The organism is Trichococcus collinsii (assembly GCF_900107505.1).
Lineage (GTDB): Bacteria > Bacillota > Bacilli > Lactobacillales > Aerococcaceae > Trichococcus > Trichococcus collinsii.
The window spans coordinates 1-20725 of the sequence record NZ_FNQH01000006.1; the positions used below are offsets into that span (position 1 = coordinate 1).

The 20725-nt window shown below is 45.8% G+C and carries 23 protein-coding genes and 1 rRNA gene; 6 read left to right on the forward strand and 18 right to left on the reverse strand.

Annotation, left to right across the window (positions count from 1 at the left end):
- From BLV66_RS12275 to BLV66_RS12295, 5 genes are all read right to left on the reverse strand, one after another.
- Positions 1–96: ribosomal RNA gene (locus BLV66_RS12275) — 16S ribosomal RNA — on the reverse strand; the annotation flags it as partial.
- Between the two features lie 677 nt (positions 97–773).
- Positions 774–2120: a glucose-6-phosphate isomerase gene (locus BLV66_RS12280; protein ID WP_086986470.1), complete on the reverse strand. Its 1347-nt coding sequence runs from the start codon at positions 2118–2120 to the stop codon at positions 774–776.
- A gap of 56 nt (positions 2121–2176) precedes the next feature.
- Positions 2177–2560 carry a hypothetical protein gene (locus BLV66_RS12285; RefSeq protein ID WP_086986469.1) on the reverse strand — a complete coding sequence of 128 codons (384 nt, stop codon included), beginning with the start codon at positions 2558–2560 and terminating at the stop codon, positions 2177–2179.
- Positions 2557–2991, reverse strand: a complete 435-nt coding sequence (locus BLV66_RS12290; RefSeq protein WP_245826696.1) for a CvfD/Ygs/GSP13 family RNA-binding post-transcriptional regulator — start codon at positions 2989–2991, stop codon at positions 2557–2559. The genes BLV66_RS12285 and BLV66_RS12290 overlap by 4 nt, the downstream gene beginning before the upstream one ends.
- Positions 2992–3202: 211 nt before the next feature.
- Entirely contained in the window at positions 3203–3787 is a 585-nt protein-coding gene (locus tag BLV66_RS12295) for a peptidylprolyl isomerase (RefSeq protein ID WP_086986468.1), read from the reverse strand.
- 166 nt (positions 3788–3953) lie between these two features.
- On the opposite strand from BLV66_RS12295, the gene BLV66_RS12300 reads away from it, so the two are divergent.
- The 3 genes from BLV66_RS12300 to BLV66_RS12310 all read left to right on the forward strand — a co-directional run bounded on the left by BLV66_RS12300 (position 3954) and on the right by BLV66_RS12310 (position 6116).
- The gene (locus BLV66_RS12300) at positions 3954–4463 is read left to right on the forward strand and encodes a divergent PAP2 family protein (RefSeq protein WP_086986467.1); all 510 of its coding nucleotides are present in this window, start codon (positions 3954–3956) and stop codon (positions 4461–4463) included.
- Positions 4464–4515: 52 nt separating this feature from the next.
- Positions 4516–5505 (forward strand): NAD(P)/FAD-dependent oxidoreductase, encoded by a 990-nt coding sequence (locus BLV66_RS12305; RefSeq protein WP_086986466.1) that lies wholly within the window; start codon positions 4516–4518, stop codon positions 5503–5505.
- Positions 5506–5609: 104 nt separating this feature from the next.
- Entirely contained in the window at positions 5610–6116 is a 507-nt protein-coding gene (locus tag BLV66_RS12310; protein WP_086986465.1) for a phosphatidylglycerophosphatase A family protein, read from the forward strand.
- 230 nt (positions 6117–6346) lie between these two features.
- On the opposite strand, the gene BLV66_RS12315 is transcribed toward BLV66_RS12310, so the two are convergent.
- The 6 genes from BLV66_RS12315 to BLV66_RS12340 all read right to left on the reverse strand — a co-directional run bounded on the left by BLV66_RS12315 (position 6347) and on the right by BLV66_RS12340 (position 11023).
- Positions 6347–6979, reverse strand: coding sequence for a TIGR01906 family membrane protein (locus tag BLV66_RS12315; RefSeq protein ID WP_086986464.1), 633 nt, complete (start codon positions 6977–6979; stop codon positions 6347–6349).
- Between the two features lie 2 nt (positions 6980–6981).
- Positions 6982–7776, reverse strand: coding sequence for a TIGR01457 family HAD-type hydrolase (locus BLV66_RS12320; protein ID WP_245826695.1), 795 nt, complete (start codon positions 7774–7776; stop codon positions 6982–6984).
- A complete protein-coding gene (locus tag BLV66_RS12325; RefSeq protein WP_245826694.1) occupies positions 7766–8488 on the reverse strand; it encodes a YutD family protein in 723 nt (240 codons plus the stop codon). The genes BLV66_RS12320 and BLV66_RS12325 overlap by 11 nt, the downstream gene beginning before the upstream one ends.
- A 9-nt stretch (positions 8489–8497) precedes the next feature.
- A complete protein-coding gene (locus BLV66_RS12330; RefSeq protein WP_086986463.1) occupies positions 8498–9886 on the reverse strand; it encodes a bifunctional metallophosphatase/5'-nucleotidase in 1389 nt (462 codons plus the stop codon).
- A 39-nt stretch (positions 9887–9925) separates the two neighbouring features.
- A complete protein-coding gene (gene ybaK / locus BLV66_RS12335) occupies positions 9926–10429 on the reverse strand; it encodes a Cys-tRNA(Pro) deacylase (protein WP_086986940.1) in 504 nt (167 codons plus the stop codon).
- A gap of 150 nt (positions 10430–10579) precedes the next feature.
- Positions 10580–11023, reverse strand: coding sequence for a MarR family winged helix-turn-helix transcriptional regulator (locus tag BLV66_RS12340; protein WP_086986462.1), 444 nt, complete (start codon positions 11021–11023; stop codon positions 10580–10582).
- A 390-nt stretch (positions 11024–11413) separates the two neighbouring features.
- Here BLV66_RS12340 and BLV66_RS12345 point away from each other — a divergent pair, with 390 nt between their 5' ends.
- Complete coding sequence (locus tag BLV66_RS12345) at positions 11414–11776, forward strand: YbaN family protein (protein WP_086986461.1); 363 nt, start codon at positions 11414–11416, stop codon at positions 11774–11776.
- Between the two features lie 29 nt (positions 11777–11805).
- Here BLV66_RS12345 and BLV66_RS12350 read toward each other — a convergent pair whose 3' ends face one another.
- Positions 11806–13500 (reverse strand): peptidase M20, encoded by a 1695-nt coding sequence (locus BLV66_RS12350; protein ID WP_086986460.1) that lies wholly within the window; start codon positions 13498–13500, stop codon positions 11806–11808.
- 11 nt (positions 13501–13511) lie between these two features.
- Positions 13512–14357 (reverse strand): dimethylarginine dimethylaminohydrolase family protein, encoded by an 846-nt coding sequence (locus BLV66_RS12355; protein WP_086986459.1) that lies wholly within the window; start codon positions 14355–14357, stop codon positions 13512–13514.
- A 278-nt stretch (positions 14358–14635) separates the two neighbouring features.
- Between BLV66_RS12355 and BLV66_RS12360 the strand changes: the two genes are divergently transcribed.
- The gene (locus BLV66_RS12360) at positions 14636–15514 is read left to right on the forward strand and encodes a LysR family transcriptional regulator (RefSeq protein WP_086986458.1); all 879 of its coding nucleotides are present in this window, start codon (positions 14636–14638) and stop codon (positions 15512–15514) included.
- A gap of 69 nt (positions 15515–15583) precedes the next feature.
- Here BLV66_RS12360 and BLV66_RS12365 read toward each other — a convergent pair whose 3' ends face one another.
- The 3 genes from BLV66_RS12365 to BLV66_RS12375 all read right to left on the reverse strand — a co-directional run bounded on the left by BLV66_RS12365 (position 15584) and on the right by BLV66_RS12375 (position 16569).
- Entirely contained in the window at positions 15584–16012 is a 429-nt protein-coding gene (locus tag BLV66_RS12365) for an HD domain-containing protein (protein WP_086986457.1), read from the reverse strand.
- Positions 16013–16091: 79 nt separating this feature from the next.
- Positions 16092–16331 (reverse strand): SemiSWEET family sugar transporter, encoded by a 240-nt coding sequence (locus BLV66_RS12370; protein WP_086986456.1) that lies wholly within the window; start codon positions 16329–16331, stop codon positions 16092–16094.
- A gap of 25 nt (positions 16332–16356) precedes the next feature.
- Entirely contained in the window at positions 16357–16569 is a 213-nt protein-coding gene (locus BLV66_RS12375) for a hypothetical protein (protein ID WP_218131851.1), read from the reverse strand.
- Positions 16570–16697: 128 nt separating this feature from the next.
- Here BLV66_RS12375 and BLV66_RS12380 point away from each other — a divergent pair, with 128 nt between their 5' ends.
- On the forward strand, positions 16698–17603 hold the full coding sequence (locus tag BLV66_RS12380; RefSeq protein WP_086986454.1) for a LysR family transcriptional regulator: 906 nt from the start codon (positions 16698–16700) through the stop codon (positions 17601–17603).
- Positions 17604–17670: 67 nt separating this feature from the next.
- Here the strand turns inward: BLV66_RS12380 and BLV66_RS12385 are convergent, their stop codons facing one another.
- Both BLV66_RS12385 and mgtA read right to left on the reverse strand, forming a co-directional pair.
- The gene (locus tag BLV66_RS12385; protein ID WP_086986453.1) at positions 17671–18102 is read right to left on the reverse strand and encodes a hypothetical protein; all 432 of its coding nucleotides are present in this window, start codon (positions 18100–18102) and stop codon (positions 17671–17673) included.
- Between the two features lie 45 nt (positions 18103–18147).
- Complete coding sequence (gene mgtA, locus BLV66_RS12390; RefSeq protein ID WP_086986452.1) at positions 18148–20697, reverse strand: magnesium-translocating P-type ATPase; 2550 nt, start codon at positions 20695–20697, stop codon at positions 18148–18150.
- Positions 20698–20725: the final 28 nt, after the last annotated feature.

A 20725-nucleotide genomic window follows, 5' to 3' on the forward strand; every position in this document is an offset into this window, starting at 1 on the left:
AGTGGAAGCAAGCTTCCATAGAAAAGACCGTTCGACTTGCATGTATTAGGCACGCCGCCAGCGTTCGTCCTGAGCCAGGATCAAACTCTCATGTAAATGTGGACTCTTGTACAGAAATCCTACACGTTAAGCTGATTGCTCTTAATTTTTTGCTGACTTTATGTTTGCGATACAAAGTATCGTCTTCGTTTGCTTCGACCGAAGTCTAAGCTCCTTGCACATTTGGTTCGTTCATTCTTTATTCAGTTTTCAAAGGTCAATCGTGTATCACGTGTTACGTGATTGCTTATTTATATTATCACGGTCGCCTCACCTTGTCAACAGTTTTTAAAATTAATTTTCAAACTGTCTGTCGGGATGAATCAGCAACTTTCATATGATAACATCGTTTTATTTTGCTGTCAACAATGAATCTTATCTTGCCGTTGCCTTACAAAAGACAACTTCATAATACTATCATCATTTCAAACCTGTGTCAAACAGATTTCAGAATAAAACACATCGGATTACCGAGGAACTAAACTTTACCACAAAAATGTAAGCCTTGTCAACAGCATTGCATCAGCATTATTATGTATGCATCATTTTTATCCGATGCGCTATTTAAAAAAATAAATGCTAGGGATTGCTCAGCTCCTGCAAAGTCATTCCCGTCGGAAATCCCAGTTCAATACACCGTCCTTCCTCTGGAATGCCGCTACGCTTAATGCACTTTATATATTTTGGCACAAAAAAAGCGGACAACGAATCGTCCGCTTCAAGCAATTTGTAGCTTATAGTCTATCGTTTAATTCCTTAGCCAATTCTTCGAATCCAGGTTTGCCAAGAAGCGCAAACATGTTTTTCTTGTAGGCTTCTACACCTGGTTGGTCGAATGGATTCACGCCATTCAGGTAACCAGAGATACCTACTGCGATTTCGAAGAAGTATACAAGATAGCCTAATGAATAAGCATCCATTGCAGGCATAGTAACCAACAAGTTTGGTACGCCGCCGTCTGTATGAGCCAATAATGTTCCTTGGTAAGCTTTTGTATTTACGAAATCAACATCTTTGCCTTCTAAGTAGCCTAAACCGTCCAAGTCTTCTGCGCTTAAAGGAATTTGGATCGTTTTGCGTGGATTCGAAACTTTAACGACTGTCTCAAAGATATTTCTTTGTCCATCTTGGATGGATTGGCCGATTGAGTGCAAATCAGTCGAGAAGTTCGCGCTTGTTGGATAAATACCTTTTTGGTCTTTACCTTCGGATTCGCCGAACAGTTGTTTCCACCATTCTGACAGATATTGCATTCCGGGTTCATAGTTAGCTAGGATTTCAGTCACTTTGCCTTTACGGTAAAGGATGTTGCGGATAGCTGCGTATTGGTAAGCTACGTTAGTTGTCAAATCAGGATTCATGTATGTTTCACGGGCATCAGCAGCACCTTGCATCAACGCATCGATATCAGCTCCGCTGACAGCGATCGGAAGAAGGCCAACTGGTGTCAATACAGTGAAACGTCCACCAACATCATCAGGAATTACGAAAGTTTCGTATCCTTCCATGTCAGCTTCATGCTTCGCTGCGCCTCTTGCTTTGTCTGTGGTAGAGTAAATGCGTTTTACAGCTTCTTCTTTACCATATTTTTTGATCAACAATTCTTTGAAGACGCGGAAAGCAATCGCCGGTTCAGTTGTTGTACCTGATTTTGAAATCATGTTCACTGAGAAATCACGATCCCCGATCACTTCGATCAAGTCAGCTAAATAAGTTGAGCTGATGCTGTTTCCTGCAAAGAAAATTTGTGGCGTTTTGCGGTCTGCAGTTGTCTGAACGTTGTAGAAAGTGTTGTTCAGGAAATCAATTGCAGCACGAGCTCCTAAATAAGAACCTCCGATACCGATAACAACCAAAACTTCTGAATCGGATTGGATTTTTTTCGCTGCCGCTTTGATGCGCGCGAATTCTTCTTTGTCATAATCTTTAGGAAGATCGATCCAGCCAGTGAAGTCGCTCCCTGGGCCTGTACCTTCACGAAGCGCTTTGTCAGCCGCTGTTACTTGGTACTGGATGTAGTCCAATTCGTGTTGCGCAAAAAATTCCAAAGCTTTAGAGTAATCAAATTGAATGTGTGACATTTAATATCCTCCTAATTTGTTTTTATAAAATGATTACTGATATGAAATACGGCACCTTAATGGTAAATAGGTACGCTGTCCAATTCCAAGTCAGTAAGTATTTCCGAGATTTCCGAAGATTTTTTCCATGCGAACTTGCCTGGTTCGTTCAGTAAGCTGTCCAAATCGGAAGGTTTTTCTAATGAATCGAAAACAAATAAAGGCATATTTTTGCCATTTACTCTCATGTTCGTCAAGTCAAGCAATCGCAAAGACTCAGATTCAATGCCAACATGCGCCAGCAAGACTTCCATTATAGATCCTAAAGGGGATTTTCCACCCTCGGATAAGTTAACACTAGGTAGGCTGTAAGATTCGTTTTCTGTATTGACCAGAAAGTAAGTTTCCTCCGCCTCATTAGTAACCATAATAGTACCTGCCACTATGTTCTCTTTTATCATAATGAATGTCCCCTTTCACTGGAAGTCGTAAAGACAGGATTATTCCCTGTCGATTTTCTGACTTTCTCGTCCTCTTTGGCCTCTTCGATCCAGGTAGGCATCATTTCTTTCAAGGTCTCAAAACCAATCTGCGGTAAGTATCTTCTTTTTCTTTTCTTTCTTTTTGCCGGGTAACAAGGTGTCGCCAACTTTTCCATAGCTCTTAGAGACAGGCTGATTTTCCCTGTGTACTCATCGATATCTATGATTTTGGCTTCCACTTCATCGTCGATTTGAATGAATTCGTCAAGATTCGTCACATACCCATGCCTGCATTCGGATATATGGATCAGGCCTTGCGTATTCTTGTCTAATGAAATGAAAACGCCATATGATTGGATACCCGTCACATTTCCTTCAATTATGTCTCCGATTTTGTATTCCATTTTCATTCATAATTCCCCTCACAGTACCATATAATTATACCACGTGCCCAGATGAAAGGATAGAATTTCTGATGCAACTTTGATCAGAAGCAACTCTTAGGCGGCGTCATAGCGATTACTACCTTGAAAACACTCCAGTAGTGTTAGGAGTGGCAGAAACAAGATAATCTTATCCATGAAGAAAAAGGGGCATTTTTTGTGCCCCCCTTCTATACTATTATAAAATCGTGATGCTCTCGATGACAACGTCTTCAACAGGTTTGTCTTGAGCGCCTTTTTTCACGCCTTCGATAGCATAGACTGTGTCCATCCCAGCTTCCACTTGCCCGAATACGGTATGTTTTTGATCCAACCACGGTGTTCCGCCGTTTGCAGCATAAGCATCGATGATTTCTTTAGGCCATCCGCCAGCTTCCAATTGAGCTAGCATTGTCATAGGCACTTCTTTAGCGGTAACGATGAAAAATTGGCTTCCGTTTGTGTTCGGGCCAGCATTCGCCATCGACAACGCACCATTCAAGTTGAAAAGACTCGTCGAGAATTCATCTTCAAAAGAATCCCCCCAAACACTTGATCCGCCCATACCAGTTCCTGTAGGATCGCCGCCTTGGATCATGAAGTCATTAATGACTCGGTGGAAAATGATGCCGTCATAATAGCCACTTTCAGCCAAACCCAAAAAGTTTTCAACTGTTTTTGGCGCCAAATCAGGGAACAAACGGATAGTGATATCCCCTTTATTTGTTTTCATAATGACTTTCTTATCGTTATCTGTTGGTTGTAATTGTGGAAATAAACTCATTATTCATCCTCCTTTTTTTTACATTTTACCACAATATGCAAAAGATTAATCCACCGATTATCCAAAAATGAAAATTCAGGCCATTTTTTCTTTTTCATTAGGATGTAAGTATCGATTCATGTTATCATAATTGAAAAGTAGCTATTTAAGTGAAGGATGAAAAATAATGATGATTTTCGAGAATTTCCCTTTAATTTGTTCCCTGGCAGCTATCATGTTCACCCAAGCTTTAAAATATCCGATTGCAATTTTTTCAAAAGACAAGAAAACTTCCTTGTCGATTGTTACGACTACAGGTGGGATGCCCAGTTCCCACTCGGCTGCCGTCAGTTCGTTGATAACGGCACTCATTCTGCAATACGGCATCGGATCCGGTTATGTAGCTATCGCTACGACTTTCGGTGTCATCGTCATGTTCGACTCGATGGGCGTACGTCGTCAGAGCGGTGAGCAAGGCATCGTCCTCATCGACGCCATCAAAGAACTGACCCGCTTGTCGCTTAAGTTCCCTAAGAACGAACAGGAACTGGTTGCCGAAGAAAAGGATGAGAAGATTTATCCTGAAGAAATGGCCGTCAAAAAATACCTTGGGCACAAGCCTTCGGAAGTATTTGTCGGGCTTTTGACCGGAATTTTTGTGACATTCATCGTCAGAATGTTCTATGAGCAGATCTGATACCTCTCCGGGTGATGCATTCGCCCGGAACAGAAACAACGGAGGAAGAAAATTGACAGATAAAGATTTATACGATATCACCATCATTGGCGGAGGACCTGTCGGTATGTTCACGGCGTTCTACGCTGGACTGAGGCAAGCCAAAGTCAAAATCATAGAAGCGCTACCCCAGCTAGGCGGCCAACCCGGCATGCTTTATGCTGAAAAAAATATATATGACATTGCAGGCTATCCTGCAATTTCCGGTGGCGACCTCGTCACAAACCTGAAAGAGCAGATGGACCGCTTCGACACGAAGTTGGTATTCGGCGAAGAAGCTTTTGAACTCGAAAAAAATGCTGATGGCATCTTCGAAATCCAAACGACCAAAAACCGCCACTATTCGAAAGCAGTGATCATTTCTGCGGGCAATGGCGCATTCCGGCCGAGAAAATTAGAAATAGAACACGCAGATAAGTACGAGAACACCAATCTTCACTATTTCGTGAATAACATCGAGAGTTTCCGCGATAAGACCGTCGCCATCTGCGGTGGTGGCGATTCGGCAGTTGATTGGGCCCTAACGTTGGAACCGATCGCTAAAAAGGTCTACCTGATCCATCGGCGCCCACAATTTCGCGCCCAAGAGCACAGCGTCCACTTATTGCAAGAGTCGTCCGTCGAAATCATGACGCCTTTCGTTCCTGTCAGTGTCAATGGAAACGAGAAGTTCTTGACGAGCGTAACCCTTCAGGAAGCCCGCAAGGAAAGCACTTTTGATTTGGAAGTGGATGACTTTTTGATTAATTACGGCTTTTCATCATCCATTGGTGGCATGAAAAAATGGGGATTCGAAGTCCAAGGAAATGCCATCGTCGTAAACTCGAAAATGGAGACCACCATCCCAGGAGTGTATGCCATTGGAGACATCGGTACCTATTCCGGAAAAGTAAAACTGATTGCCACGGGATTCGGTGAAGCTCCTGTAGCCGTCAACAACGCGATGGTGTACATCAATCCCAACACACGTGCGCAACCTATGCACAGCACGAGCTTGTTTTAGATTTTATGAACGGTCGTCTCAAACCCGAGGCGGCCTCTTCTTTTGTTTTTAATGGCTATTCCTCTATAATAAAAGTATCAAATAAGAATCCAGGAGGACTTAATATGGTCAAATCAGACAGCGAGTTGCATGCAAGGGCTGTGGCTTTAATAAAGGAACGCGGTGTGAGCGTCGAGGATATCGCCGACCTCGTTTTGCATCTCCAAAAATCCTACGTAGAAAATCTGAGTATGGAGGAATGCATTGAGAACGTTAAGGCCGTGTTCCTGAAACGGGAAGTTCAGAACGCAATCATTACTGGTATTGAAATTGATAAGCTCGCCGAATCTGGGCAGCTCTCCCAGCCGTTGGCAGATATCATCCTGAATGACGAAGGGCTCTACGGTATCGATGAGATCCTTGCCCTCTCCATCGTCAACGTATATGGCTCCATCGGCTTCACAAACTACGGATACATCGATAAAGTAAAACCCGGCATTCTGCAGAAACTAAACAACAAATCCGACTCAGAGTGCCACACCTTCCTCGATGATATCGTAGGCGCCATCGCCGCAGCCGCCGCCAGTCGCATCGCCCACGACAACCCAAACAAAAGCGACATAATGAAGTAGAGTGTGATGAATCCCACTCTAGAAATCGAGCACTAAGAGGACTAACACAAAGCGGACGCTTTTTGTCCGCGTGTGGTAGTCAGCTTAGGCAGAGATTTCTGGGATTCAGAACACGTTTGGGAAGAGTGTGATGATTCGCGTTTAGACACCCGTACGTTGGAGCACCCAGTCAAAACAAAAACCAGTTTGAATTGCCGTCAAACAAGATGGCAGCTCAAGCTGGTTTATTTTTATGTTATTTTGACTTTCCTTCGCACCCAGAAATACAGAAGCACAAGCACTAATTCAAGCAGCACAAAAACCAGCACAAAACAGTGCATGAAAAAGTCCTGTGGCAAGGCAAGGATGATCGGATCTGTCCGTGAATCAAAAATCCAGGCATCATTATTGAAGAAGACGCCGTGGAACGCGACAAACAAACGGTTGAAATTCATAAATATCACTGTCAAAACTACTAATGGTGCAGCGATCATCAAGCGCAAAGGATTCAGCATGCGCCAATATCCTTGCTCCTTTTTCACCATCCGTAAAAAAAATATGCTTGCAACGGCTGAAACTCCTAATATGGCATAATCCAGAAAAAACAGCCTTTTCACCTCATGGAAATGGAAAAGCCCGCTCTCGGAAGCCGGAAAATCAGGCATCTTCAATTCAGCGATCCACGGCAAATTCAGATACTGCATCAGGATGCGGTAATTATCCAAAATGACATCTTTCGAAAACCCGGTCATCTGTTCGATATTCAAGTAATCGATATCAAAGCTGTAGAGCGGCGTAAAGTTGATAGTGAAGGCGATGTTCGCACTCAGCACGAGCAATAAAATGACCACATACCCGAGTAAATATTTCAGCTTCTGTATCATCGCTACACTTCCCACTCAGACAGATCATTAAGGATGTAGGTTGGTTGCTCATCCTTGCCTTCAATGTCCACCAGTTGGGAGAATCCCGTCAGGACCATCAACGTGTCCACACCATAATGGACGCCAGCCAGGATATCCGTATTATAATTATCCCCGACCATGATGACATCTTCCTTATCCAGTTGCATCCGTTTAATGGCGCCGGCCATGATAGTTGGATATGGTTTACCGATGATCAGCGGTTCTTTCTGGGTACAAGCCTTCAAAAAGGCAGTCAAAGCACCAGCTCCCGGAATAAAACCTTTTTCTGTCGGCAAATTAGTGTCTGGATTCGTCGCAACAAATGTGGCGCCTTTTTGGATTGCCAAACAAGCAGCCTCCAATTGTTGATACGTAACACCGCGGTCCAACGCCTGCAGGACAAAGTCAGGATCTTTATCGACCATTTCGAAGCCAGCAGATTGCACTTCCTGTTTCAAAGAGGCTTCACCCACGACCAAAACCTTTTTGCCAATGTTCAATTCTTTCAAGTGATCCAATGCTGCCATGGCGCTGGTGTAGATATGGTCTTCAGTCACATCAATCTGAAAGTTGTGCAGCAGATTCTCTTTGACTTCTGTAGCGGTCTTGGTTGCATTGTTCGTGACAAACAGGAACGGAATGTTTTTATCCTGAAGTTCTTTGACAAAAATTTCCGCCGTCGGGATGCGCTCGGCGCCTTTGTATACGGTCCCGTCCAAATCGATTAAATAACCTTTATACTTTTTGATGATGTTCTCCTCCTGATCACTGCTCAATCTTTTTGATTTGGAAACTTTTTTTCTCGCCTTTAGCAGATCTGGTTGTTGTCGTTTTTGGTTTATCGATTGGCTGGGAGTCCTTTTCGTTCACATCTTTGATCACGAATCCTTTTTTCTTCCCTTGGCTTCTCGGTCTTTCGACAATTTTCGTTACTTTATTTTTGTTTGTTTGAGCCGGTGCGGGAGTTGGAGTCTGGGCAGCTGTTTGGACAGTTGCATCAGCAGGCAATTCCTCTCTGTTCGCTTCGCGGTTTTTGCGTTTGCGGTTGCGCTTTGTTTTTGTGATTTTTTCTTTCTCGGCGCGCGTTTTTTCGATTACGAAATAGGCACAGCCAAAATTGCAGTATTCATAGAGATAATCCTCCAGAAAACTGATTTTTTTGTCTTGGGAGACTTTGCTGTTGTTGTTCCTGTAAAAGCCTTTCAGGCGCAGTTGATCATAACCCCAATCCCCGACGATATAATCATACTTGCTCAAAATGGACGTATACCTTCCGGCTAACGCTTCAGGATCAAAACCTTCACGGTGATTGATGCTCAATTCGTATTCTTGGGTACCTACCAAAAGACGCTTATCGTCCAATAACTTTACAATTTCTTCCTCTTCATTACGGTCGCTTGTTTCCGTCTCACTATCATCCGCAATAGTTTCCAGCAACGAGTCCACTTGTGTTTTCAACGATTCATCCAATAGTTCCTTTTTATCCACGATAGCACCTCACTTTTCTCTTATAATGGGAAATTTATCTTCTAAATGCAGACCGAACACGTCCCGCAGAAAATACGGGAACAATAGACGGCTGCGGCCTTCGTTTTCGATTGTCGGGAAATAGGTGATGTAACGGAAATGGTCCACCGTCACAAAGGTGATGTCCTCCTCATCGGATAGCTCCCTGCCTTCCACCGTCACTCTGTTCGTGACAGGATCGACCTCGAAACCGCGGTAGCAGAGCTCCCCGAAAATCCTTCCCCGGAAACCCATGCCGGTGATTTCTTTAGTCATCAGTTCTTCGCGCTGCGCTTCCATTTCATCGATCATGGCTTTGAAATCCCGCCCAGTCAGCGTGCATTCCAGCAAGCGCATCGGATGCGGTAGGATTTGATGCAGATGATTTTTGGTGATGATTCCTTTCGGCAAATCTTCCAGGAACAGTCCGGAGTTCAGAATGCCGAATGGCGTACCGGCATATTCGGTCACAGCGTCCAATCCCAACAACAGCAAATCATTGATGTGGCCTTCATCCGCTTTGAGCCGAGACGGGCTGTCAGCAATAGGAATGGAAGACAACAGTTCCTCCCCACGTTGCTGCAGTTCCTCGACTTCCGCTGAATCGCCATTTTTTTCCGGAAGATCTCCTGCTTCGATCAATTCTGCTTTACGATCCCAAATCCTGTCGGAATCATAGCTGACCGTCACATGACCAATATACTTCCCGAACTTGCCCGCTCCCAACAACAGGGACTCGTCCACATGTTTGCCTTCAGGCAGCACATGATGGGTATGCGCTCCGATGATGATCGGAATGGAACGGTACATTTCGCCGATATGGATATCCTCGATGATGCCGACGTGCGACAAAAGGATGATCAAATCGACAGACGGCGCTACTTTCAACAAAATTTTCGGTAGGACTTCATCGGATTCCTTAGGGTCCCAGCCGTTCGGGACATAGCTGAGATAGAGCGGTGCCGTCAAGCCGATGATCCCAACCTTCAGGCCGCTGGACAAAGTCTTGATCAGATACGGCTGCGCCCAAGTCGGCAAGGCATCCGTTTCCGGATCGTAGAGATTAGCCAGCACAACCGGGAATTCGGCATCATCATAGAGTTCGTCCAATTGCCGCTTGTCATTGCCGATTCCTTCATTGTTGCCGATCGTCACAGCATCGAAAGGAACTTGGTTCAACAATTCGATGTTCGCTTTGCCGTTGGTGGCTTCCGTCAAAGGGTGCACCCTGTCGCAGGCATCGCCGATGTCGAAGAGCAGAACCTCTTCCCCGTTCTTTTCATGAAAGGCTTTCTTCTCCAACAAGAACCGCCGGATCTTCGGCCAATTGTCAAAATGCGAATGCAGATCGTTGATATGGTAGATGTGCAATTTCTTCATGATACGTTCTCCTTTTTCGTTGACAAAGAGGAACGTGCTTCATTCATCTTTCTCTTGAGTAATCTCTTCAATTTTAGCGTGTGTTGCAGCCATCAAATCGGCAGGACTGAGCTCGATCTGCGTTCCGCGTTTACCACCGGACACTAGCACACTCTTTTCATCAAGGATATGATGGGACAAATAGGTAGGGAATGCTTTTTTCATCCCGATCGGCGAACAGCCGCCCCTGATATACCCGGTGGTAGCTTCCAGATCCTTCAAAGGCAGCATTTCAATCCGTTTATTGCCGCTGACTTTCGCAAAAGCTTTCAGGTCCAGTTCATTCTGCGCTGGGATGACCCCAACGACAACGCCGGTCTTATCGCCGACTGCTACAATGGTTTTGTAGACCGCACCGGCATCCTGACTCATTTTTTCTAGGACGGTCAGCGCATCGAGGTGGTCCTCCGACCAAGCGTATTCGTGGACTGCGTAAGCGCACTTCTGTTTATCCAACATGCGCATCGCGTTTGTTTTGGTTATTTTCTTATTTTTCACTGTCATCTTTCCTTTTTGTCTGATACTGCCTATTTTACCATATGTATAGGGATTGCATCCGGAAAAAGTGACGGTTCTTGCATAAAAAAGCGCAAAAAAAGAGACTTCCCAGCTCAATGCTGCGGCAGTCCCTGATGTTTTGACGTTGGATTCTGATCAATGCTCCAAGTTTTCGGCATGGAGCCCTACTCGTTTGGCCAAGTCGATGAACGTTTCTACTTCTTTATCTGAAAGGACAGAAAATATTTCTTCGATATACGCCGCATGCAATGGGAAAATGCGGTCCATCAATTTGCGTCCTTCTTCGGTAATGGCTGTAAAAATAACGCGGCGATCAGTTGCACATGGGATGCGTTGCACTAGCCCTTTGCTCTCTAATTTATCGACAACGTACGTCAAACTGCTACTGGCAAGCAAGACTTTCTTTCCGATGTTTTGGATCGGTTGCTCCCCTTTATGATACAACAATTCCATCACGGCGAATTCGGAGAAATTCAAACCCTGCTTCATCATATCTTTCTTCAGTTTGTCCTGTACATGTTGAGATGACTTAAATAACACAGTAAGGGCCTTCAAAGTATCGCGATCTGTTGTAGACATCGTAACACCTCCCTTTTTTATTTCGATTTCGAAGTAATAATAGCACGAAAGAAAAAGTTTGTCAAAATATACAAACGCTTGCATGATGGTAATAATAGCAATCAGCTCAAAATTAAAAAACCGTACGGAAGGAGATCGAATAGTCGTCCCATACGGTTTTGAAGACTGATTCCAAAAACGACAAACAGCAAACCCAAAATTACAAGAGATGTATTTTTCATAATAGCTCCTTCTCGATGATAACTCAGGACTTCCCTAATACACACGCTCCGGCAAATGTAATATACTATCTGAATAGTAGATCACAAACAATTTTCATTACGAAGATATTGTTAACTATAAGCAACAAAAATTATCTGGTTTTTTCCAGATTTGAAGGAGACTATCCATTTGAAAAAATACCTATACATTGGCATGGGTTTCTTGACGTTCGGTCTCGGGACTTTCGGCATGTTCCTCCCGTTCCTGCCTACAACTGTCTTCTATCTTCTGACTGGCTTTTTCTGGGTCCGCAGTTCGGACCGTTTGCATCAGCAATTCATCGAATCGGAAAAATACAAGCAATATATCGAAGATCCGTTAGTAAAGAAAAACATCACGAACCCAGGAATGATCCGGATGTTCGTGATGATGCTCTTTGTCTTTGCAATCCCTTTTTTGCTGACCGACAGTGCATTATTGCGCATCGTACTGATAATTATATACTTGGCCCACCTGATCGGATTGATCTGGCATTTGCGGTTCAGAAAATAACGGCAAGCACACCAATCTCCAAAGTCAGATCACGGCCTCCCAACAGTTTCGGATAATCGCTTATCACTATCGGAACGGTCTTTCTCCTCATGTGATAGATTCGAAATGACTTCACGGATCAGTTTGGGCAGGACTTCATAGGAATAGGGCTTGTGGATCCTTTCCTTCCAAGTGTGTGCCCCTTTTCCGAACACACCCAGATTAACGGCCGGAATTGAAAGCTCCTGGGTATCTTCAGTAGGGAAGGGATAAATGCTTTCCATGCCTGGAAAATTTTGGATCAATGTCAGGAGTTCCTCTTTTGTTTCGCTCATGGACAGGTAGCTGCTGTCGGAAAGGAACGGAAAGAAGCGTCGTTTTTTGAATGTTTGGCCGTGCTCTTCACCGATTTTTTCCATCGCAGCTGAAATGGCATGGTCAACTGAAGAGTCCGGTTCGATACCATTATGCGGACAAAACGGCGGTGCCAAGAACAGGATCACTTTGGCGTTGTCATCCCCTGTCGCATGCTCCAAAGCGTCGATCAGCCGAAATCCGAAAGCGCGTTTGTCCTCGCTGCCGTATTTGTTTAACGTGTCTGCGATTATCGCAGTCGTATCGACGCCCTTTTGCGAACATTCCCGCAAGTAATCCTCGAAAAACAGGACTTTCACCTTATGCTCAATTGTACCGATCGGGACACCGACTCTGGCGCGGTATTCGGCAAGGCGGGCGTCCAGTTTTTCCGACACTTCCCGGACGGCTTCCTCGGCTGCACCGCGCAATACCGTCAGCACTTCCGTAACGGAGCGTTCGTAGAGAAAAGTATTGAAATACAGATGCGCCACTTTCGCTGTTTGGACATTGTAGAAGTCTTTGCAATCCCGTTGCTGGAGAGCGGATGATGGCAGGACTTCTTCGTCATCGATCAGCTCGCACAAGTCGGGGTTCGTGTTGATCGCCAAGTTGATGGCACTGGACAACAGCGTCGGGTCGATTCCCTGCAACGTGTTGCCCACATGCGTTTCCCGGCCTTTGATATAAAAACAAGGGAGGATTTTCCCAGCAGCACCTGTATACAGATAGCGCGTGCTGTCCCCCTCGTACAGGGGCGAAACAAAATCGGTGTTGACCGCAATGACGAATTCGTAACCCTTCCGCTTGAACGCCAGCAGTTCCGGTAAAGAAGCAATGACGCCGGTATGATCGTTCTCCTCCACGGGATTCCCCATCAACAACAAGTTAAATGGGAGCTGTTCCGGATGTATTGAATAATACAGCAGGTTCGCCAAATGCACAGCCATCCCGCTCTTCATGTCCAGCATACCGCGCCCGAATGCCCACTCTCCGGATGATGCATCCCTTTGAAGCTCGGCATCAGCTTCGTAATTCTCAAAAAAACGCAACAAACAATCTGGCGAAAAAGCATCTGCTTTCTGCTTTCCGAAGTCCTCGACGCCGACCGTATCGATATGGGCGTGAAGCAGGACGATCTTCTTCGAATCAGCTTTGGGGAAATAAGCGAACACATTGCTCCGTTGCAATGAATCATTGAGCAGCGGTGCCTCCCAGACCAGGTTGGGGTGCTCCTGATAATAAGGGAAACTCGACAGGATTTCAAACACCCTTTTGCTGATGTCCGCTTCGCCATGCGCCGAACTGTTCACGCTCGGGATTTGAACGAGCTCTTTTGCCAATGCTTCTATTTGTTGCGGTTGCGGCAGATTTTTGATTTTTTCATACATATCGATTCCCCCTATGCGTTTAATCTTCTCAACGGAAAGGTCATGCAATGGATGCCTCCCCCTAATTTCAGCAGCTCCGTCAACTCGACTTCATGTACGGTAAGCCCTTTCTTGCGCATTTTTTCATTGATGCCCCGATTCTGGGCCAGGGAAATCACTTCGTCACGTCCAATTGCCTGGACATTGTAGCCATGCTGGAAAATTGCAGGTTCGTCATCGGTGATCAATTCGATTTCCATTTTCTTCAACAACGCGACGAAAGATTCAGGCAAATCTGCATAGCCGATCGCCACCTTGGGAGCAACCAGGTTAAAGCACATATCCAAATGGAGGAAGCGCGGATCCATCTCAACGGAATGCACTTCATAACCCAACGGCTTCAGGATATCCGCAATCTGGACGAATCCCTCCGCATTCGTCCGATCCAGCATTCCGATGGCAACCGTCCGTTCATCCAGGAAGGCAAAGTCCCCGCCCTCAAAGACGCCCACCCCTAACACTTCCCCCAATAATGGAACGCCCAACTCGGCCATCTTCTCTTCGTAGGCGGCTGTTTCCGGCAAGCGAATGTCATTTTTGAATTTCCCGAGGATGTAGCCTTCGTTCACGCAGCCTCCAAAGTCCCGGGCAAATACGGCATGCGGAAGTATTTCATCCTTTTCCATCAACTCGACGGAGATGCCCAAGCTTTCATATAACGCATGAAGAGCTTGGAACTCCTTTTGAATGCGCCCTTCATCTATCTTCTGCAGGTTCCAATTCCTCGAAATTTCATTGATTTGTTCTGCCTGATGGACATGATTGGGTTTTGAAAGCAAAACCTTCTCAAGCCTGCCTGTTCCGTTTGCGACGTACATAAGCTCCCTCCGTTCACTTGATGCATTTGCCACCCTTGCTTTGCTCTTATCTGATTCAAAGTATAAGAAACATTTTCAGTGTCGACCACTTGATGTAAAGTGCTGAAAACGATATCTTCCTATTCCCATAAGCATCGGAAATGACATTTGAATAGTTGCAGCTTTTCCTAAAGGTGTGATGTTTCCTGACAGGATTCACGACCTTCTTACATACCTAACCTTTTTTCATAACTTCAGGTTATACTGGATGGTAAACAACCTGACACGGAGGGATTGCGATGGGGTTATCACATCTACGAACGTTTCATTATTGTGCGACATACTTGAGTTTTTCCAAAACCGCCCAGCATTTCGAACTGAGCCAACCGGCGATCACCAAACAAATCAAAAAGTTGGAATCAGATTTGGGGCAGGCATTGTTCATCCGAGCCGGCAGGAAACTGTTCTTGACAGCAGCTGGGGAAGCCTTGTTCGAGTATTCCTCCCAAATATTCAGGCTGTATGAAGATGCACTGGATACGATGCAGGATCTGTCCGAAAAAAAGCGGAAGTTGCGGATCGTAGGGGATCTGAATTACATGAAGATGAACCTGTCGGAGTTTTTCGCAAAGGCCTACGAGCGGTTTCCTGACATCGAAATCGAAATCAACACCGCCGAAAACGCCAAGCTGATATTTTCAGGCGTGCGCGATAAGCAATACGATATCGGAATACTGAGCGCAAATTACACGACGATCGGCGTACGCGGCCGGTTGCTCCGGGAAGACAACATTTACTTGGTCTCTTCAACCGGTTTGGCCAGTCGCATGCGACGAGAACCCGATCTGCAGCCGCCCTTGCTGTTCTATAAATCGGAATCCTCCTACAGCAGCTTTCTGCAGGAGTTCATGCACAGAAATGGCCTGTCCGACCAAAACCGGATGACCTTCAACAGTCTCGAGATGATTCGCCAAGCCTTGCTGAAAGACGCGGGTATCGCCATCCTGTCCGAAGACGTCATCAAAGAAGATATCCTGGCCGGGCGCGTCACCATCCTGTCAACGCCTGTCGAATCGTTGAAGATAAAGACGAGAGTGATCTACCGGACGGACAACCCGATACTGCATAACATCGAAGAATGTATCAAGTTGATTGTCGCTGAAACGAGCAAATTCTAGCGATCAAGCGCTCATATAAAGCAAAATGGACCAGCAAATCCTCCATTCGAGGAATTACTGGTCCATTTATTATTGTTCTTTTACATCCGATAAGTATTCAATTGCCTTACGATATTTTTCTGCCCGCTCCCTATCCTTTTGGGTAATCTTTTCCAAACGGCTCAAATCCGAATTATGCTTCAGGTCCGCCAGCTTTACGGCAGTGGCCAACCGGTTCTTTTTAACACCAACCAAATATGCGGCGTAGTTTTGGTTATCCTTTTTGGTCAATGCCTTAACAGCTTCGACAACATTGTCCGGCAAGCCCTTAGCCAACAATTCAATGGCCGTCACGTCAGTATCCTCAATGATGTCATGCAACAGCGCGACTGCCTTCTCCTCATCCGTCGTCACCATCGCAGCCACTTGCTGCGGATGCAGAATATAATCAAGCCCGGCTTTATCCGTCTGTCCGGCATGCGCCTCTTTCGCAATTTCAAACGCCAATTCTTCCAACATGATTGCACCGCCTCTCTCATCCATTATAATCGACTTTGTTAAAAAACAAAAAAGGATCAGCGTGAACTGATCCAAATATTTATTTATATTTCAATTTGGCGATCAAAATGACCAAGGCCAAGCAGAAAGTGATGAGGTTGGCGATCAACAGTGCCATGTCCCCCATTACGTATCCATGCACCATCCATAAGAAGATACCTATCACTGACATGAGGTACATCCCCAGCGAAATGGCCTTCGTGTCCTTTGTCTGCAAAACTTTGATAACCTGCGGTACGAATGACAATGTCGTCAATATTCCTGCGATTGTTCCGATCATATTCTTTTCCCCCTGATTTTTATTGTTATTTTAGTTTATAAAGCAAGTAGTCCAAGCAGTCGATTGCTTTCTGATCCTCATGGATTTTATCCAATAAGCTGTTCCTGTGTTTCTTCAGCAGATCCATCTGTTTTGCCTGTTCGTTCATTTGGCGGAATTGCAGAAAAGCAGCGATTGTTTTGTCACAGCAGCCGGCATCCTTCAGATTTGTGATCAGCATTTCTTCAATTATTTCCACTCGCCTCACTCCTCTTGAGAATAGAATACATCGGATCAGCAGGAACATCAAATACCTATATCAGATGACTTGTCATACTTGAAAGGCATAGCAAGAAGCGCTAAAATAGTGCTGAAGGAGTTGATCACATGGAACTCAGAGTGTTGCAGTATTTTTTGACGATTGCTAGGGAACAGAGCATTTCGGGAGCTGCAGAATTTTTACATATTACGCAGCCTACCCTTTCCAGACAAATGAAGGAACTGGAGGAAGAGTTCGGCAAGCAACTGTTCATCAGAGGCAACCGCAAGATCATTTTGACGGATGAAGGTATGCTCCTCAGAAAAAGGGCTGAGGAAATCATCCAACTAGTGGAGAAAACTGAGTCGGAAATGCGCGCGGATGACACTGAATTGAGTGGGGATATCTACATCGGCGGCGGCGAATCCGAAGGCATGCGGATCATAGCGCGCGCAATCAGCAGAGCCCAATCGGATCACCCGCTTCTCAAATTCCACCTGTTCAGCGGCAATGCTGAGGATGTCACGGACCGGTTGGACAAAGGGTTGCTCGATTTCGGTGTACTCGTGGAGCCGACAAACATGACAAAATATGATTTTATCAAGCTGCCAACAAAGGACAGATGGGGTATCCTGCTGAGGAAAGACAGTACGCTGGCTGCTTTGGAAAGCATCACTCCGAAGGATTTGAGGGGTAAACCGGTCATCTGTTCGAACCAGATGATGGTCAAAAATGAACTCGCCGGCTGGCTAGGCGGGAATGAGCGCAGTCTGAACATCGTCACAACCTACAATCTTCTGTACAATGCCTCCCTACTGGTGGAAGAAAACAGCCATTATGCGTTGTGTTTGGATGGCATCATCCATACCGGCGAGGGCAGCGATTTGTGCTTCCGCCCCTTGGAACCCCGGCTTGAGGTCGGGCTTCATTTCGTATGGAAGAAATACCAGGTGTTTACAAAAGCCTCTGACTATTTTCTGGGACTCGTGCAGGAAGAAGCCAAATCCCGAAGTAATCACGAAAAAGAAGCATAACACCCTCACTTTGGGCATTATGCTTCTTTTGCTTACAGACATTCATTTTGCATTTCTGCACCGCTCATCACTTCGTGTTCTTCGTGTGCGAGCGGATATTTGCGATGATCTGGATAACGAACAAACCCAACAGAATTCCGCCTTGCAATGCCGAATGTTTCCACGTCATTACGATGAAACCGTAATTCATCGACCAATACAGCAACAGATAAGGCGTCAATAACTTCCAATTATCACGGAAAGATACCTTCAGAACGAAGTCATAGATGCCTTCCAACATAAGGAAAGCCAGGAAAATGCCCAGGAATATCGTGTACTGAACCGGCTTCTGCTGCTGTTGCGCCAAGGCGATTCCGATGACTGCGGGGACCGCCAACGCCAAGTAGACTTTCCCCGCAACCGCTACTTGCGTTGCTTTGGCATAGCTGACAAGCAAAAAAATGGTGATCAAAAGTAAACTGTTTACTATCCCGAGCAAAAAATACAAATTTTCGAACATGCTCATCCCGCCTCCCTGATTACATCGCGTTGGAAATTACTCTACTTATTTGATGGTTTTCTTGGATTCCAGCTTCGCCTTTGCTTTATAAAAATAATGTTTTGCGACTTCTGTGACGATCACGTACAGGCCTAGGATAAGGAACAAAGACAGCAACAGCAGTGGCTGGATCGGTTCAATGCCTAGGTATTGATGGAATGGCAGGTACGGGATCAGCAAAGTGATGATGCCCACAACGATCGATGAATACAGCAAGATTGGGGCGGGTTTGCTCCTATAGAACCGCTTATGCGTGCGCATAACCAACAACACAAGCAATTCCGTGAGTACTGAAAAAGTGAACCAACTGCTCTGGAACAGGCCGTGCTTGGCATCAAATCCAATGAACAGCAGGGCAAACGTCAAGTAATCAAAAACCGAACTGACCAGCCCGAAAACAAACATAAAATCACGGATGAAATGGATATCCCATCTGAGCGGCTTTTCCACTGTTTCCTTATCCACACTATCATTGGCGATGGTTATCGCAGGGAAATCGCTCAAAAAATTGATCAGGAGAATTTGTTTGGGAAGCAGCGGCAGGAACGGTAAGAATAAGGATGCCCCCGCCATGCTGAACATATTGCCGAAATTGGCGCTGGTGGTGACTTGGATGTATTTAAGAGTATTGGCAAAGGTCGTCCTTCCCAACACAATACCGCGGCTCAGCACTTCCAAGTTTTTTTCCATTAATACGAAATCAGCGGATTCCTTGGCCACATCAACGGCGTTGTCCACTGATAGGCTGACGTCTGCGGCGTGCAGTGCCGGCACATCGTTGATGCCATCACCCATATAGCCCACGACATGATTTTTCTTTTTCAGGGCTAGGATGATCCGTTCCTTCTGGTTGGGATCCACTTCAGCAAATACCGTAGTGGTTTCGATTTTAGCCCACAAGGCTTCGTCGCTCAGCCTCATCAGTTCCGATCCGGTCAGTACGCCCGTAACTTTCAGGCCTACCGCCTCGGCAGTGTGCAAAGCGATCAGCTTATTATCCCCGGTAATTATTCGCAGACTGACCCCTTTACGCGTCAATTCTACAATGGTCTGCGAAACATCCGCTTTCGGATGGTCAAACAGGAGCAAAAAGCCCATCAGTACCATTTCCTTCTCATCTTCAACTGTATACTTTCCCTTCGAGGCCACTGTCTTTTTGGCGACCGCGATGATACGTATCCCTTGGCTGCTCCACTCTTCGTAAAGCTGTTGGATGCCGGATTGAATCTGTCCATCCATTGACTTTTCGGAACTAGCGATTTCTACCCGCGTGCAGATGGTTAGCACACTGTTCAAGGCCCCTTTCACGATCAGTGTGCACTGGCCGTCCTCCTGAACAATGACGCTCAGGCGTTCACGGTTGAAATCAAAAGGGATTTCCCCCTGCTTTTTGACGGTGCTGATATCCACATTTTTGGATGCGCTGATGGCCTCGTCCAGCGTATTTGCCATACCGGTCTGTAAGCTTGCGTTCAAATAGGCCAGGCGGAACACTTCATCGGAAGGCTGCCCGGAAACATCCGCCGCACCATCAAGGCGGATGTTCCCCTCCGTCAAGGTGCCGGTTTTATCGGTGCAGAGGATATCCATGCTACCGAAGTTTTCAATTGCAGTCAAACGGCGGACGATGACTCCCTCCTTCGCCATGATGCGGGATCCTTTCGAAAGGGTGATGCTGATGATTGCCGGCAAAAGCTGCGGCGTGATCCCAACTGCAAGGGCAACCGAGAAAAGCAGGGCTTCAATGGCTGGCCTGTTCATGATGACGTTGATCGCGAAAACGACAAGGGTAAGGACAAGCATGATTTCAGTCAATAAATAACCGAATCGTCGCACGCCACGTTCAAATTCTGTTTCCGGAGGGCGCAAAGAAAGCTTATCGGCGATTTGCCCGAATTCGGTACTTGCTCCCGTTTCCACAACCAACATCTTAGCATTTCCGCTCTGTACACTTGTGCCCGTGTAGACACAGTTGGTGCGTTCCTCCAGACTGGCGTCTTCACTGACCTTGTCCGGCTTCTTTTCGGAAGGTTGGGACTCTCCGGTGAGGATGGACTGGTTGACGAATAAATTCGTGCTTTCCAGAATCAAGCCGTCTGCGACAATGAGGCTGCCGGTTGAAAGTTTGATGATATCGCCCGGAACTACCTCTTTTGATGCAATCTCGATTGGCTTGCCATCGCGAAGGACGACTGATTTTGCCTGCACTTTCGCCCGGAGCTCCGCAATGACATTTCCCGCGGTATATTCCTGATAAAAACTGAGAGTCGCACTCGCCAAAATGATGGCTAGGATTATCATCGCATCGATCCATTCCCCTGTTGCAGCCGATATTCCTGTTGCAACAAGCAGAATGAGGATGATTGGATTTTTGAACTGGCTGAGGAGGGCCTTAAGCTGCGTATTTTTTTTCTGTTCTTTTAGCGTATTTTGACCGTGCTGTTTCAACCTTACTGCTGCTTCCTCAGCAGCCAGACCGTTTGTGTTGGATTGTACAGCTTGAAGCACCTCTTCAGGAGTCTCACTCCAAAATTTTATTCCCTCTTTTTCTTGCATAAAACGCCCTTCTTTCACGAACCGTTTT